Below are 12,387 nucleotides of genomic sequence, written 5' to 3' on the forward strand. Positions count from 1 at the left end.
GCGGCTTTGAATCCCACACCAGACGGATCTGACGGGATGACTGCATGCCATTGAAAGCAGAACTGCACTGCCACATCGAAGGGGCAGCGGCGCCCGAGCTTGTCATCAGTCAGGCACAAAAATATGGCAAGGACACCTCGCCCTACATCCGGGACGGCTCATTCGTCTGGCACGATTTCAGCTCCTTCCTCGCCGCCTATGATTTTTCCTCCGACCTGTTCCGCACGGAGGAGGACTATGCGCGGCTGGCCGATCATTATCTGACCAGCCTCGCCCGCGACGGCGCCATCTACTCCGAAGTCTTCACCTCGCCCGATCACGCAACGAAGGCCGGCCTGTCGCCCAAGGCCTATACGGACGCGCTTGGCGAAGGCATGGCCCGCGCCAAGGCCAAGACCGGCATAGAGGGCCGCATGATCGTCACCGGCGTGCGCCATATCGGCGTCGAGGCGATCGAGCAGGCGGCGCGTTTCGCGGCCCGCTGCGGCCATCCGCTGGTCACCGGCTTCGGCGTCGCAGGCGACGAGCGGATCGGCGACCTGGAAGACTATGTCAGGGCCTTCGAGATCGCCCGCGAGGCCGGTCTCGGCATCACCGTCCATGCCGGCGAACTGATGGGCTGGGAGAGTGTGGCGGCAGCGCTCGACCACATCCGCCCCTCCCGCATCGGCCATGGCGTGCGCGCCATCGAAAACCCCGACCTTGTCAGGCGCATCGCCGACGAAGGCATCGTGCTTGAATGCTGCCCCGGCTCCAACATCGCGCTGAAAGTCTTCGACAGCTTTGCCGACCACCCTTTTCCGGCACTCAAGGCGGCGGGCTGCAAGGTGACGCTCAACTCCGACGACCCGCCCTATTTCTGGACGTCGCTGAAGCGCGAATATGACATTGCCGCCGAACATTTTGCGATGAACGACAAGGCTCTCACCGCCGTCACCAGAACGGCGATAGAAGCCGCCTTCGTCGACAGGAAGACCAGGGCGACGCTGCTCGCCCGTCTCAACGGCGCCGCGCGCTGATCTCTTTACCGGTCGATTTCCGGCAAAAACTGTGGTCGGGGACGGCCAGGCGGTTCCTTGCCCGGCGCATTGCCGATAGTGTTTGCGCAAGCAGCCGGAATTTCAGGAGAGCACCATGCAGGGCGTCACCGTCGTCGACCATCCGCTTGTCCAGCACAAGTTAACCATCATGCGCAAGAAGGAAACCTCAACGGCCGGCTTCCGGCGGCTGCTGCGCGAGATCTCGCTGCTTTTGGGCTACGAGGTCACCCGCAACCTCGAATTGACGACGACCACCATCGAAACGCCGATCGAGACGATGGAAGCGCCGACGCTGGAGGGCAAGAAGCTGGTCTTCGCCTCGGTGCTGCGCGCCGGCAACGGTCTGCTCGAAGGCCTGCTCGACCTGGTGCCGGCGGCGCGCGTCGCCCATATCGGCCTCTACCGCGACCACGAGACGCTGGAGGCGATAGAATATTTCTTCAAGGCGCCGGGCGATCTTGCCGACCGGCTGGTGATCGTTGTCGATCCGATGCTGGCCACCGCCAATTCGGCGATCGCGGCCATCGACAAGCTGAAGGGACGCGGCGCCACCAACATCCGCTTCCTCTGCCTGCTGGCGGCACCGGAGGGCATAGAGCGCTTCACCAAGGCGCATCCGGATGTTCCGGTCTTCACCGCTTCCATCGACCGTCAGCTCAACGAGAAAGGCTACATCATGCCCGGCCTCGGCGACGCCGGCGATCGTATGTACGGGACCAAGTAGCTGGCCGTTTACCGATCGTTTACGAAAAGGCACGGTTTCGGCACGCGTTAAAGCGGCAAATACCGTGTCCGCGCTAACATGGACGCTCAAGACAAACGGATAGAGCGGGATGCCTGGTTCAATTTGGACCATCCCGCTCCGGGGGCCGATCCATGTTGCGCAGGCTTTTATTCCTTGGCGCGATTGCCGGGACATCGGTGTGGATCCCGATGCTCTATCAGTCCAATCCGCGGCTCATCGAAAGCCTGCTGAAGCCGGCGGCTTCGACCGGGCCGGTTGCCGATGCACAGCCGGACCTGACCATGGCGGCAGTTCCAGAAAGGCCGGCGACCCCACAGCCGCTTGGCCGCAAGGTCGTCGTCGCGGCGGACGCGCGCGGGCATTTCACCTCGGCCTTCAAATTCAACGGTCGTCAGGTCGACGGCATGATCGATACCGGCGCAACGTTCGTCGCCATCAACACCTCCACCGCGCGCCGGATCGGGATTTCGCTGAATGCCTCCGACTTCCGCCAAAAGGTCAACACCGCCAATGGCACGATCAACGCCGCCCTGGTGACGATCGATCGCCTGCAGATCGGCAAGATTTCAGTCGAGAGCGTCCAAGCGGTCGTGCTCGACGACAAGGCGCTGCGCATCAACCTGATCGGTATGAATTTTCTCCAGCGGCTCGAAAAGTATCAGGTCGAAAACGGCGCGCTGTTGCTCGTGCAATAGAGGCAGCTGTGTGGCAGAAGAACTATCCGCGCGGCAGGACCCGCCGGATGACAGATTTTTCCGCCGCCGGCTTCGAAGGTCCGGTCGTATAGGCCGAAAGCACGGCGGCCGCTGCCACTTCAGCATCCGCGGCATTGCGGGCATGGACCAGCGCCAGCGCTTCACCAGTCCGCACCTCCGCGCCGATTGGCAACAGCCTGGTGATGCCGACCGCGTGGTCGATCCTGTCGTCCGGATGCTTGCGGCCGCCGCCGAGGCCGACAACGGCAAGTCCGATGTCGCGGGTCGCGATGCCGGTGACAAAACCGTTTCCGGCCGCCTTGACCGCAAGTTCCACCGCCGCCTTCGGCAGGTATTTGTCCGGCTTTTCGACGAAGTCAGCCGGACCGCCGAGTGCCGCCACCATGCGCCCGAAGACAGAAGCCGCGCGGCCGCCGGCAAGCGTCTCGGTGGCGCGGCGCATGCCGTCCTGGTTGGATGAGGCAAGGCCTGCCGACTGCAGCATGTCCGCGGCCAGCGCCAGCGTCACATCTTCGAGCCGCCGGTCACGAAAACGGCCGGTAAGGAAGTCGACGGCATTGCGCACCTCGACCGCGTTGCCGGCGGCTGACGCCAGCGGCTCGTTCATGCCGGTGACCAGCGCCGAGGCCTTCAGCCCCGCACCGTTGGCGACTTCGACCAGGCTGTTCGCCAGCGCCGTTGCGTCGCGCGACTTCTCCATGAAGGCGCCGTTGCCGACCTTGACGTCGAGCACAAGTGATTGCAGGCCGGCGGCCAGCTTCTTCGACAGGATCGAGGCGGTGATCAGCGGCACAGATTCGACCGTTCCCGTCACGTCGCGGATCGCATAGAGCCTGCGGTCGGCGGGCGCCAGATGCGCGGTTTGGCCGATGATGGCGCAGCCGGTTTCGAGCACTGCCTTGTGCAGGCGCGCCACATCCGGCTGGCTGATATAGCCGGGGATCGCATCCATCTTGTCCAGCGTGCCGCCTGTATGGCCGAGACCTCTGCCCGATATCATCGGCACATAGGCGCCGCAGGCGGCAACGATCGGCGCCAGCATCAGCGAGACATTGTCGCCGACGCCGCCCGTCGAATGCTTGTCGGTGACCGGGCCTGGCAGGTCCGACCAGTCGAGCACCCCGCCGGAATCGCGCATGGCAAGCGTCAGCGCCACTGCCTCGTCGCGGTTCATGCCATTGAAGAACACTGCCATGGCGAAGGCCGCGGCCTGGCCGTCCGACACCGTACCCGACGTCAGGCCGTCGATGAAACTGGCGATCTCCTGCGCCGACAGCCTCTGGCCATCGCGCTTGCGGCGGATGATTTCCTGGGGAAGCATCAGCTCTCCGGCAACCCGTCCTGGAACACACGCTGGAGAATGGTCGCCAGCCGCGCGCCGCCGACCGGCGCCATGTCCTTGGTTTCCTGGTGCGAAAGCTCCGCTCCGGTCATCCCCGCGGCAAGGTTGGTGATGACCGAACAGGCGGCGACGCGCAGGCCGAGGAAGCGGGCGAGGATGACCTCCGGCACGGTCGACATGCCAACGGCGTTGGCGCCCATGATCCGCGCCATGCGGATCTCGGCCGGCGTCTCGAAGCACGGCCCCGAGAACCACATGTAGACGCCCCGGTGCAGCGCCGTGGCTGTCGCCGCCGCCGCCTTCTCGATCGCCTTGCGAATGCCGGCATCATAGGCTTCGGTCAGGCCGACGAAGCGGCGATCGCTCGGCTCGCCGATCAGCGGATTGGAGCCCGAGAAATTGATGTGGTCGGTGATCAGCATCACCGAGCCCGGCCCCATCTCCGGATCGACCGAACCGGCCGCATTGGTGAGGATCAGCTTGGTGACGCCGATGCCGGCGAGCACCTCCAGCGCCGGGCGCATCGCGGCCGCATTGCCGTGTTCGTAATAATGCGCGCGGCCGGACAGCATCAGCACCGGCGCACCGGCAAACAGCCCCGCCACGACCTCGCCGGCATGGCCGCTGACGCCGCTTCTGGGAAAACCCGGCAAGTCGGCATAGGAGATGCGAACGGCGTCCTCGACCTGGTCGACGAGGCCGCCAAGGCCCGAACCGAGCACCAGCGCGGTTGTCGGCGCCAGCCCGTCCAGCCTTTCGACGAGATGATCGAGTGCTTTTTCTGTCATTTCAGGCAGGTCTTCATTTCAGAATATCGCCTTGGAAACTGTAGGGCAGCATGTCGCCCATCGTCACGGTCTCGACCACGCCGGTATTGTCGCAGAGATAAAGTTTTGTTTCGGGCTGGCAGAACTCGGCCAGCCGCTGGCGGCAGCCGCCGCAGGGCGAACATTTGGCCGCACGCTCGGCAATGACGGCGATCTCCGTGATCTTGCCGCCGCTGCCCATGATGTAATGGCCGAGCGCGGTGGTCTCGGCGCACCAGCCTTCCGGATAGGACGCGATCTCGACATTGGCGCCGGCAAAGACACGGCCGTCCTCGGTGCGAAGTGCCGCCCCCACCGGGAATTTCGAGTAGGGCGCATAGGCCTTGGCCATGGCGGCCTTGGCCGCTTCGAACAGATCATGCGACATTCGGTTCTTCTCTCGGATGATCTTGTTCAAAACCCGGCGCTTCCTTTCCCCGCGATGCCGATCCACATTTCAGGATCAGTTCAGCGTTCCTTGACGTAGGGCACGCCGCCGGCGCGCGGCGGGATCGCCTTACCGATGAAGCCGGCAAGCAGGATCACAGTCAGCACATAGGGCAGCGCCTGCATGAATTGCACCGGCACCTTGCCGATGACCGGCAGCGGCGTGCCTTGCAGACGGATCGACAGCGCGTCGAGGAAACCGAAGAGCAGGCAAGCGAACATGGCGTTGACCGGCTTCCACTTGGCGAAGATCAGCGCGGCAAGCGCGATATAGCCCTTGCCGGCGGTCATGTCCTTCACGAAGCCGCCATTCTGCACCATCGACAGATAGGCTCCGGCAATGCCGGTCAGCACGCCGGTGCAGATCAGCGCCCGGTAGCGCAGCCAGGCGACGGAAATGCCTGCGGTGTCGACGGCCGCCGGGTTCTCGCCGACGGCGCGCAACCGGAGGCCGAAGCGGGTACGAAACAGCACCCACCAGGTGAACGGCACCATCAGGAAGGCGATATAGACCAGTATGGAGTGGCCGGAGATCAGTTCCGCATAGATCGGTCCCAGGATCGGCACGTCCCTGAGTGCATCGGCGCCGGGCCAGGTGATCGCCTCGAAGCGTTCGCCGGGCGCCAGCGCCGGCGTGCGGCCGCCTTGGCTGAACCAGGCCTGGCCGAGCATGATGGTCGAGCCGGCGGCGATGAAATTGATCGCCACGCCGGAGACGATCTGATTGCCGCGATGGGTGATCGAGGCAAAGCCGTGGATCATGGCGAAGGCGACTGAGATAAGGATGGCCATGCCCAGCCCGATAAGGGCAGAGTGGAAGACCGATGCGGCGGCGGCACCGGCGAAGGCGCCGACCAGCATCTTGCCCTCGAGCCCGATATCGAAGACGCCGGCGCGCTCCGAATAGAGGCCGGCGAGGCAGGCCAGCAGCAGCGGCACCGACAGGCGGATGGTCGAGTCGAGTATCTGGATGATGGCGTTGAACAGGTCCATCTCAGGCGCCCTTCCCCTTGGCCGCTTCGATGCCGACCGACCGCGGACTGAACGAGGCGAACAGCGCCTGGACATAAGGGCGGAACATGTGCTCGAGCGCGCCGGCGAACAGGATGACCAGACCCTGGATGATGACGATCATGTCGCGCGAAATCGCCGGCATCTCGAAGGCGAGCTCGGCGCCGCCTTGGTAGAGCATGCCAAACAGGATGGCGGCGAGCACGATGCCGACCGGATGCAGGCGCCCCATCAGCGCCACCGCGATGCCGACAAAACCGGCGCCCGAGACGAAATCGAGCGCGACATTGTGCTGATCGCCCATCGTCGGGTTAAGCGCCATCATGCCGGCCAGCGCGCCCGAGATCATCATGGCGATGATGATGATGCGGGTTTCCGAAATGCCGGCATAGCGTGCCGCCTTCGGGCTGTGGCCATAGGTGCGCATCTCGTAGCCGAGCCTGGTGCGCCAGATCAGCAGCCAGACCAGCAAGGCCATGACCAGCGCCAGCAGGAAGCAGATGTTGAGCGGCGCCGAGCGTATCTTGGCGCCGAACAGTTCGATGACCCAGTTGAGCTTCGGCAGTTGCGCACCCTCAAGGAAGGTGCGCGTCTGCGGCGCCATCGAACTCGGAGGCTTCAGGAACCCGACCAGCGCATAGACCATGACGCTGGCGGCGATGAAATTGAACATGATTGTGGTGATGACGATGTGCGAGCCGCGCTTGGCCTGCAGATAGGCCGGGATCAGCGCCCACAGCGCGCCCATCGCCGCCGAGGCGACGATGGCGATTGGAAAGGTGAGCCACCAAGGCAGCACGCTGTCGAACGCCAGGCAGACGATGCCGATGCCGAGACCGGCAATATAGCCCTGGCCCTCGCCACCGATGTTGAACAGGCCGCAATGCGCCGCCACCGCCACCGAAAGCCCGCTGAAGATGAAGGTGGTGGCGTAGAAAAGCGTAAAAGCGATGCCCTGCCCCCTGCCGAATGCGCCTTCGACCAGGATCACGGCCGCGCGGAACGGGTTCTCGCCGACCAGCATGACGACGAAGCCGGCGACCACAAAAGCGACGGCGAGATTGATCACCGGGATCAGCCCGTAATCGGCCCAGGCCGGCAGCTTGGCGTAAGGCGTGCTCATTCCGCAGCCTCCCGCTGCTCGACACCGGCCATCAGCAGGCCGAGTTCGCCTTCGCTCGCCTCGGGACTGCGCTCGCCGACGATGCGGCCGGCAAACATCACCAGGATGCGGTCGGACAGCGAACGGATCTCGTCGAGCTCGACCGAGACCACCAGCACCGCCTTGCCCTGATCGCGCATGGCGATCAGCCGCTTGTGGATGAATTCGATGGCGCCGACGTCGACGCCGCGCGTCGGCTGGCCAACGATCAGCACGCCCGGATCCTGTTCCATTTCCCGCGCCAGCACGATCTTCTGCTGGTTGCCGCCGGAGAAATTGGCGGTCTTGAGCCGGCAGTCCGCCGGGCGGATGTCGTATTTTGTGATCTTGTCCTTGGCGTCGTTGCGAATGGCATCGATGTCAAGGAAGGGGCCTTTGAGATAGCGCTCGTCGTCGTGATAGCCGAGGATCGAATTCTCGTTCTCCTCGAAGGCCAGCACCAGGCCGACATGATGGCGATCCTCTGGCACATGGGCGAGCCCACGGTCGCGCAATTCGCCGGGATCGGCGGCCCCGGTGAGGTCGATCGGCTTGCCGTCAAGCATGACGGAACCGGAGACGGCGCGCCTGATGCCGGAGATCGCCTCAAGCAGTTCGGACTGGCCGTTGCCGGCCACACCCGCGATACCGACGATCTCGCCGGCACGCAGTTCGAAGGAGATATCGTCGACCATGGTCACGCCACGCGAATCCTTCACCGTCAGGTTCTTGACCGCGAGCTTGACGGCGCCGGCCTCCGCTTCGCCCTTCTCGACCCTCAAGAGCACGCGCCGTCCGACCATCAGCTCGGCCAGTTCCCCGACCGTGGTCTCTTTTGTCACCCTGGTCGCCACCATCGTGCCCTGGCGCATGACCGAGACGGTGTCGGTGATCGCCATGATCTCGCGCAGCTTGTGGGTGATCAGCACCACCGTCTTGCCCTGCTCCTTCAACTGCTTGAGGATGCGGAACAGATGATCGGCCTCGGCCGGCGTCAGCACGCCCGTCGGCTCGTCGAGGATCAGGATCTCGGCACCGCGATAGAGCGCCTTCAGGATCTCGACGCGCTGCTGCAGGCCGACCGGCAGTTCCTCGATGATCGCATCGGGATCGACCTCTAGCCCGTATTCGCGCTCAAGCCGTTCGAGTTCGGAGCGCGCCTTGGCGATGCTCTTCTTCAGCAGAGCATCGCTTTCGGCGCCAAGAATGACGTTTTCCAGCACCGTGAAATTGTCGACCAGCATGAAATGCTGGTGCACCATGCCGATGCCCAGCGCGATCGCATCGTTGGGCGTCTTGATCGAGGCAGGCTTGCCGCCGACGCGGATTTCGCCGCTGTCGGCCTGGTAGAAACCATAGAGGATCGACATCAGCGTCGACTTGCCGGCGCCGTTCTCGCCGACAATACCGTGGATGGTGCCGCGCACGATCTCCAGGTTGATGTCGCGGTTGGCGCGAACGGCGCCAAAACTCTTGTTGATGCCGATCAGCTCGATTGCGGCTTGCGCCATGCAGCCATTCCCACTCTTATTTTTTATCGCTTGGTCAAAACGCCTAGCATGACGCCTCGCCTGTGCCAATTGGCTGGAACAGCATCCACTCTCGACAAATCCCGGCGCGCTTGTCAATTTCGAACGTGGCCGCAGCCTTCACATTCGCTAATATTGAATTCCGCATCACTTTGGGGCTGCACAGCCAAGATCCGAGGATTTTCGAATGATCATGCCCGCCGACCGGCTGACGACGCTGGAAATCCGCGCCGCAGAGCAGGAGAAGACCATCGAGGAATTGTCCGACCAGATCGCCGAGCAGTGGAAGGTGATCGAGCGCATGCAGCGCAAGCTCGATGCGCTGACCGACCGCTTCCTGGTGCTGGAGGAACAGGCCGCGCCCGACGTGCCGGTGACCAAACCGCCGCATTGGTAGGGGAGCAACGGCCATGGCAGATGGAAGCGGCGGCAGCGGCCATGACAAGGCAAAACCGCCGGTGATCGACAGCTTGCGGCGGCCGCCTCATGGCATCGGCCTGCACACGCTCGGCGGCCGGCGTGGATTTGCCGTCGCCATCGGGCTGATTGTGGCCTTCGCGCTAGGCTATCTGGCGGCGTTGTGGTCGGGCGCCGCAATTGTCGCGCTGCCATGAGCCCAGGGCAGGCAACTACGTCAGAGCGAAGTGGGTCCACCCTAGCCGACCGGGGAATGGATAAAGCAAAGCCGCCGGGTTTTCACCCGGCGGCTTCGATCGGATCAGCGGTGTCGCGATCAATATGGGCAGGCGTTGTCCGACATGTAGTCGTGCACCTTGATGGTGCCGGCGATGATGTCGGCCTTGGCCTTTTCGACCGCCGCCTTCATCGCATCGTCGACAAGCGCCTTGTTGTTGTCGTCCATGGCATAGTCGACGCCGCCTTCCTTGAGGCCAAGGTCGTTGATGCCGGCGGTGAACTTGCCGTCCTTGGCGTCCATGAAGGTGTTGTAGACGGCAACGTCGACGCGCTTGACCATCGAGGTCAGCACCTTGCCGGGTTGCAGACCGTTCTGGTTAGAGTCGACGCCGATGCCGAGCTTGCCTGCGTCCGCCGCTGCCTGCAGCACGCCGACACCGGTGCCGCCCGCCGCCGCGTAGACCACGTCGGCGCCCTGGTCGATCTGTGTCTTGGCGATTTCGCCGCCCTTGGCGGGATCGTTCCATGCCGCCGGCGTGTCGCCGGTCATGTTCTGGAAGACTTCGGTAGCACCTGCCGCCTTGGCGCCGCCGACAAAACCACAGCCGAACCTGCGGATCAGCGGAATGTCCATACCGCCGATGAAGCCGACCTTCTTGGACTTGGAAGCCATCGCCGCCATCACGCCGACGAGGTAGGAGCCTTCCTGCTCCTTGTAGACCAGGGAGCGGACATTGGGCTTGTCGACGACCATGTCGATGATGGCGAATTTGGTGTCGGGAAACTCCGTCGCGATCTTGTCCAGCGCGTCCGACCAGGAAAAGCCCGCCATGACGATCGGATTGCGACCGTCCTCGGCGAAACGGCGCAGCGCCTGCTCACGCTGGGTGGCGTTGGAGACCTCGAATTCCACATAGGGGATGCCGGTCTCGGTCTTGAACTTTTCGGCACCATTGTAGGACGCTTCGTTGAACGACTTGTCGAACTTGCCGCCCAGATCATAGAGAATCGCGGGCTGGATGTCCGCGGCGAAGGCCGGAAGAACCATTGCAACTGCGGCCAAGAGGCCGAGAACGATACGTTTCATGTGATCCACACCCTGTCGGTTATTTTTTCCGTTACGCACCGCCTGCCTACCCGGTTCTCCGGCAGGCATGCGGCATCAGGCAGGAGTGTCTTCCTCCCGCTTGGGGCCAATCTGGCACGGCCCGAAACAAAATTCACGCGGAATTTTGACCTCTTGGAAAAGCGTGGCGCCGCACATCGGCGCCACGATAATTCCTTTTGCCAAAGGTCTCAGGCCTTCGCCAAAGCCCTCAGGCGGAGACGGCAGCCGGAATGGCGCAGGCGACGCCGGTGCCCTGCAGATTGCAATAGCCGTAGGGATTCTTCGCCAGATATTGCTGATGGTCTTCCTCGGCGAAGTAGAACTCGGGCGCCGGCGCGATCTCGGTGGTGATCTTGCCGTGATTTGCGCCACGCAAGGAGGCTTCGTAAGCGTCGCGCGAGGCGATCGCCGCCTGATATTGCGCGTCGCTGTAAGTGTAGATCGCCGAGCGGTAGGTGGTGCCGACATCGTTGCCCTGGCGCATGCCTTGCGTCGGGTCATGGCTCTCCCAGAACAGCTTCAAAAGCTCCATGTAAGACACGATCTTCGGGTCGTAGACGACGAGCACGACTTCGGCATGACCGGTGAGGCCGGTGCAGGTTTCCTGATAGGTCGGGTTGGGGGTGACGCCGCCTGCATAGCCGACCGCGGTGACCCAGACACCTTCGGTCTGCCAGAACAGGCGCTCAGCGCCCCAGAAGCAGCCCAGCCCGAACATCGCCGTCTCCAGCCCCTCGGGATAAGGTCCCTTGAGCGGCCTCTTCGAGACAAAATGCTTGGATGCCGTCGGGATCGCCTTGGCGCGGCCTGGCAGCGCCTCGGCGGGCTTCGGCAGATTGAGCTTCTTGTTCAGCACATCGCTGAGAAAAAACATGCGCAGTCTCCCTTTCTCTTTATTGGGATTATTTGGGATTTCTCTTCGTTTGGGGACGCCGGAAGATCACTGGGTCATTACGTCGGGGCAAACCGCCCGGTCGGCCGCTCTCGTCTGTAGCCGATCATGTAGAGAATGAAGGCAAGCACCGCGAACACCGCAAAGCCTGGCTGGTTGAGCACGAAGGCGATGACGCCGTCCCACAGCAGCGAGCTGACCTTGTCGCGGACGAAGCTTTCGAAGGCGCTTCGCGTATCGGGCGAGACGGCGAGCCAGCTAATATTGAGCGGCGTCAGCACCAGCGCAGAGGCCGCTACCGACCGTGTCGTGTCGAGCACTGCCATGATGACGGAAACCGAAAGCGCCACCATCGCCGCGAGACGGAAAAGAAAGCGGAGCATCCAGACCTTCCCTCCCCAAGGACTTCCATTTGTCTGTTTCGGACTGAGAGATAGTGCGCGCGCGCCTTGTTCGCAATCGCGACACGCGAAATTGAAGCGTCTGAACAATCGGCACTCACGGATCGGCGGCCCTGTCGCGCATCGCGGGCGCAGCCTCGGCTGCGCGGCAAAACCACCTTTGCCCGGCAAAGCGAATAGAGAGCCGTTATGGCTTGGCATTCGACGCCGGATCGACTAGATGAGCCCCGCGCCTGTTGCTTTGACGGCTTGGGCGCCAAGGGCACGCCGCTGGTTGACGGCGTCCACGGTGCGGAGATTCCGGACCGGATTTCAAGGGAGTTGCATGTTCCCCAACCCGCGCGGTGAAACCGGCCGATGCGACATGCCAAGACGGAGAGGTGGCCGAGTGGTTGAAGGCGCACGCCTGGAAAGTGTGTTTACGGGAGACCGTAACGCGGGTTCGAATCCCGCTCTCTCCGCCATCCTGCTTCGCTCTTCGAGCTTCGCAGGACTGGCTCGATCTTTCGGACGAAGCGGGATGACCTCCGAAGCTTTAGCGTAGGAGGTCGTCTCAGAAGCCGAAAAACTCCT

General features: G+C 63.3%; 14 protein-coding genes and 1 tRNA gene. 6 read left to right on the forward strand and 9 right to left on the reverse strand.

What is annotated here, in order from left to right; translation table 11 throughout:
- Positions 1-44: 44 nt before the first annotated feature.
- The 3 genes from OHD62_RS11795 to OHD62_RS11805 all read left to right on the forward strand — a co-directional run bounded on the left by OHD62_RS11795 (position 45) and on the right by OHD62_RS11805 (position 2,480).
- On the forward strand, positions 45-1,019 hold the full coding sequence (locus tag OHD62_RS11795) for an adenosine deaminase (RefSeq protein ID WP_263782872.1): 975 nt from the start codon (positions 45-47) through the stop codon (positions 1,017-1,019).
- Positions 1,020-1,134: 115 nt separating this feature from the next.
- On the forward strand, positions 1,135-1,764 hold the full coding sequence (gene upp / locus OHD62_RS11800; protein ID WP_097573010.1) for a uracil phosphoribosyltransferase: 630 nt from the start codon (positions 1,135-1,137) through the stop codon (positions 1,762-1,764).
- A gap of 152 nt (positions 1,765-1,916) precedes the next feature.
- Positions 1,917-2,480: a TIGR02281 family clan AA aspartic protease gene (locus OHD62_RS11805; RefSeq protein WP_263782873.1), complete on the forward strand. Its 564-nt coding sequence runs from the start codon at positions 1,917-1,919 to the stop codon at positions 2,478-2,480.
- Between the two features lie 22 nt (positions 2,481-2,502).
- On the opposite strand, the gene deoA is transcribed toward OHD62_RS11805, so the two are convergent.
- The 6 genes from deoA to OHD62_RS11835 form a co-directional block, all read right to left on the reverse strand.
- On the reverse strand, positions 2,503-3,822 hold the full coding sequence (gene deoA, locus OHD62_RS11810; protein WP_263782874.1) for a thymidine phosphorylase: 1,320 nt from the start codon (positions 3,820-3,822) through the stop codon (positions 2,503-2,505).
- On the reverse strand, positions 3,822-4,631 hold the full coding sequence (locus OHD62_RS11815) for a purine-nucleoside phosphorylase (RefSeq protein ID WP_263782875.1): 810 nt from the start codon (positions 4,629-4,631) through the stop codon (positions 3,822-3,824). Before OHD62_RS11815 ends, deoA begins: the two co-directional genes overlap by 1 nt.
- A gap of 13 nt (positions 4,632-4,644) precedes the next feature.
- Positions 4,645-5,037: a cytidine deaminase gene (gene cdd / locus OHD62_RS11820; RefSeq protein ID WP_263782876.1), complete on the reverse strand. Its 393-nt coding sequence runs from the start codon at positions 5,035-5,037 to the stop codon at positions 4,645-4,647.
- A gap of 80 nt (positions 5,038-5,117) precedes the next feature.
- Positions 5,118-6,089, reverse strand: coding sequence for an ABC transporter permease (locus OHD62_RS11825; protein ID WP_263782877.1), 972 nt, complete (start codon positions 6,087-6,089; stop codon positions 5,118-5,120).
- Position 6,090: 1 nt separating this feature from the next.
- On the reverse strand, positions 6,091-7,230 hold the full coding sequence (locus OHD62_RS11830) for an ABC transporter permease (protein ID WP_263782878.1): 1,140 nt from the start codon (positions 7,228-7,230) through the stop codon (positions 6,091-6,093).
- Positions 7,227-8,759: an ABC transporter ATP-binding protein gene (locus OHD62_RS11835; protein WP_263782879.1), complete on the reverse strand. Its 1,533-nt coding sequence runs from the start codon at positions 8,757-8,759 to the stop codon at positions 7,227-7,229. Before OHD62_RS11835 ends, OHD62_RS11830 begins: the two co-directional genes overlap by 4 nt.
- A 208-nt stretch (positions 8,760-8,967) precedes the next feature.
- Between OHD62_RS11835 and OHD62_RS11840 the strand changes: the two genes are divergently transcribed.
- Both OHD62_RS11840 and OHD62_RS11845 read left to right on the forward strand, forming a co-directional pair.
- Positions 8,968-9,174 carry a SlyX family protein gene (locus OHD62_RS11840; protein WP_263783861.1) on the forward strand — a complete coding sequence of 69 codons (207 nt, stop codon included), beginning with the start codon at positions 8,968-8,970 and terminating at the stop codon, positions 9,172-9,174.
- Positions 9,175-9,187: 13 nt separating this feature from the next.
- A complete protein-coding gene (locus tag OHD62_RS11845; RefSeq protein WP_263782880.1) occupies positions 9,188-9,391 on the forward strand; it encodes a hypothetical protein in 204 nt (67 codons plus the stop codon).
- Between the two features lie 119 nt (positions 9,392-9,510).
- On the opposite strand, the gene OHD62_RS11850 is transcribed toward OHD62_RS11845, so the two are convergent.
- The 3 genes from OHD62_RS11850 to OHD62_RS11860 form a co-directional block, all read right to left on the reverse strand.
- Positions 9,511-10,500 carry a BMP family lipoprotein gene (locus tag OHD62_RS11850; RefSeq protein ID WP_263782881.1) on the reverse strand — a complete coding sequence of 330 codons (990 nt, stop codon included), beginning with the start codon at positions 10,498-10,500 and terminating at the stop codon, positions 9,511-9,513.
- A 229-nt stretch (positions 10,501-10,729) separates the two neighbouring features.
- The gene (gene msrA, locus OHD62_RS11855; protein WP_263782882.1) at positions 10,730-11,395 is read right to left on the reverse strand and encodes a peptide-methionine (S)-S-oxide reductase MsrA; all 666 of its coding nucleotides are present in this window, start codon (positions 11,393-11,395) and stop codon (positions 10,730-10,732) included.
- Positions 11,396-11,472: 77 nt separating this feature from the next.
- The gene (locus tag OHD62_RS11860) at positions 11,473-11,796 is read right to left on the reverse strand and encodes a hypothetical protein (protein ID WP_263782883.1); all 324 of its coding nucleotides are present in this window, start codon (positions 11,794-11,796) and stop codon (positions 11,473-11,475) included.
- 392 nt (positions 11,797-12,188) lie between these two features.
- On the opposite strand from OHD62_RS11860, the gene OHD62_RS11865 reads away from it, so the two are divergent.
- Positions 12,189-12,278: transfer RNA gene (locus tag OHD62_RS11865), tRNA-Ser, on the forward strand.
- The last annotated feature ends 109 nt before the right edge of the window (positions 12,279-12,387 follow it).

Source organism: Mesorhizobium sp. YC-39 (genome assembly GCF_025753795.1).
Taxonomy (GTDB): Bacteria; Pseudomonadota; Alphaproteobacteria; order Rhizobiales; family Rhizobiaceae; genus Mesorhizobium.

Excerpts from the sequence above, each read along its gene's own strand:
- OHD62_RS11815 (WP_263782875.1), bottom strand. The coding sequence starts at position 4,631 with ATGACAGAAAAAGCACTCGATCATCTCGTCGAAAGGCTGGACGGGCTG.
- OHD62_RS11805 (WP_263782873.1), top strand. The coding sequence starts at position 1,917 with ATGTTGCGCAGGCTTTTATTCCTTGGCGCGATTGCCGGGACATCGGTG.
- deoA (WP_263782874.1), bottom strand. The coding sequence starts at position 3,822 with ATGCTTCCCCAGGAAATCATCCGCCGCAAGCGCGATGGCCAGAGGCTG.
- OHD62_RS11795 (WP_263782872.1), top strand. The coding sequence starts at position 45 with ATGCCATTGAAAGCAGAACTGCACTGCCACATCGAAGGGGCAGCGGCG.
- upp (WP_097573010.1), top strand. The coding sequence starts at position 1,135 with ATGCAGGGCGTCACCGTCGTCGACCATCCGCTTGTCCAGCACAAGTTA.
- cdd (WP_263782876.1), bottom strand. The coding sequence starts at position 5,037 with ATGTCGCATGATCTGTTCGAAGCGGCCAAGGCCGCCATGGCCAAGGCC.
- OHD62_RS11850 (WP_263782881.1), bottom strand. The coding sequence starts at position 10,500 with ATGAAACGTATCGTTCTCGGCCTCTTGGCCGCAGTTGCAATGGTTCTT.
- msrA (WP_263782882.1), bottom strand. The coding sequence starts at position 11,395 with ATGTTTTTTCTCAGCGATGTGCTGAACAAGAAGCTCAATCTGCCGAAG.
- OHD62_RS11845 (WP_263782880.1), top strand. The coding sequence starts at position 9,188 with ATGGCAGATGGAAGCGGCGGCAGCGGCCATGACAAGGCAAAACCGCCG.
- OHD62_RS11835 (WP_263782879.1), bottom strand. The coding sequence starts at position 8,759 with ATGGCGCAAGCCGCAATCGAGCTGATCGGCATCAACAAGAGTTTTGGC.
- OHD62_RS11860 (WP_263782883.1), bottom strand. The coding sequence starts at position 11,796 with ATGCTCCGCTTTCTTTTCCGTCTCGCGGCGATGGTGGCGCTTTCGGTT.
- OHD62_RS11830 (WP_263782878.1), bottom strand. The coding sequence starts at position 7,230 with ATGAGCACGCCTTACGCCAAGCTGCCGGCCTGGGCCGATTACGGGCTG.
- OHD62_RS11825 (WP_263782877.1), bottom strand. The coding sequence starts at position 6,089 with ATGGACCTGTTCAACGCCATCATCCAGATACTCGACTCGACCATCCGC.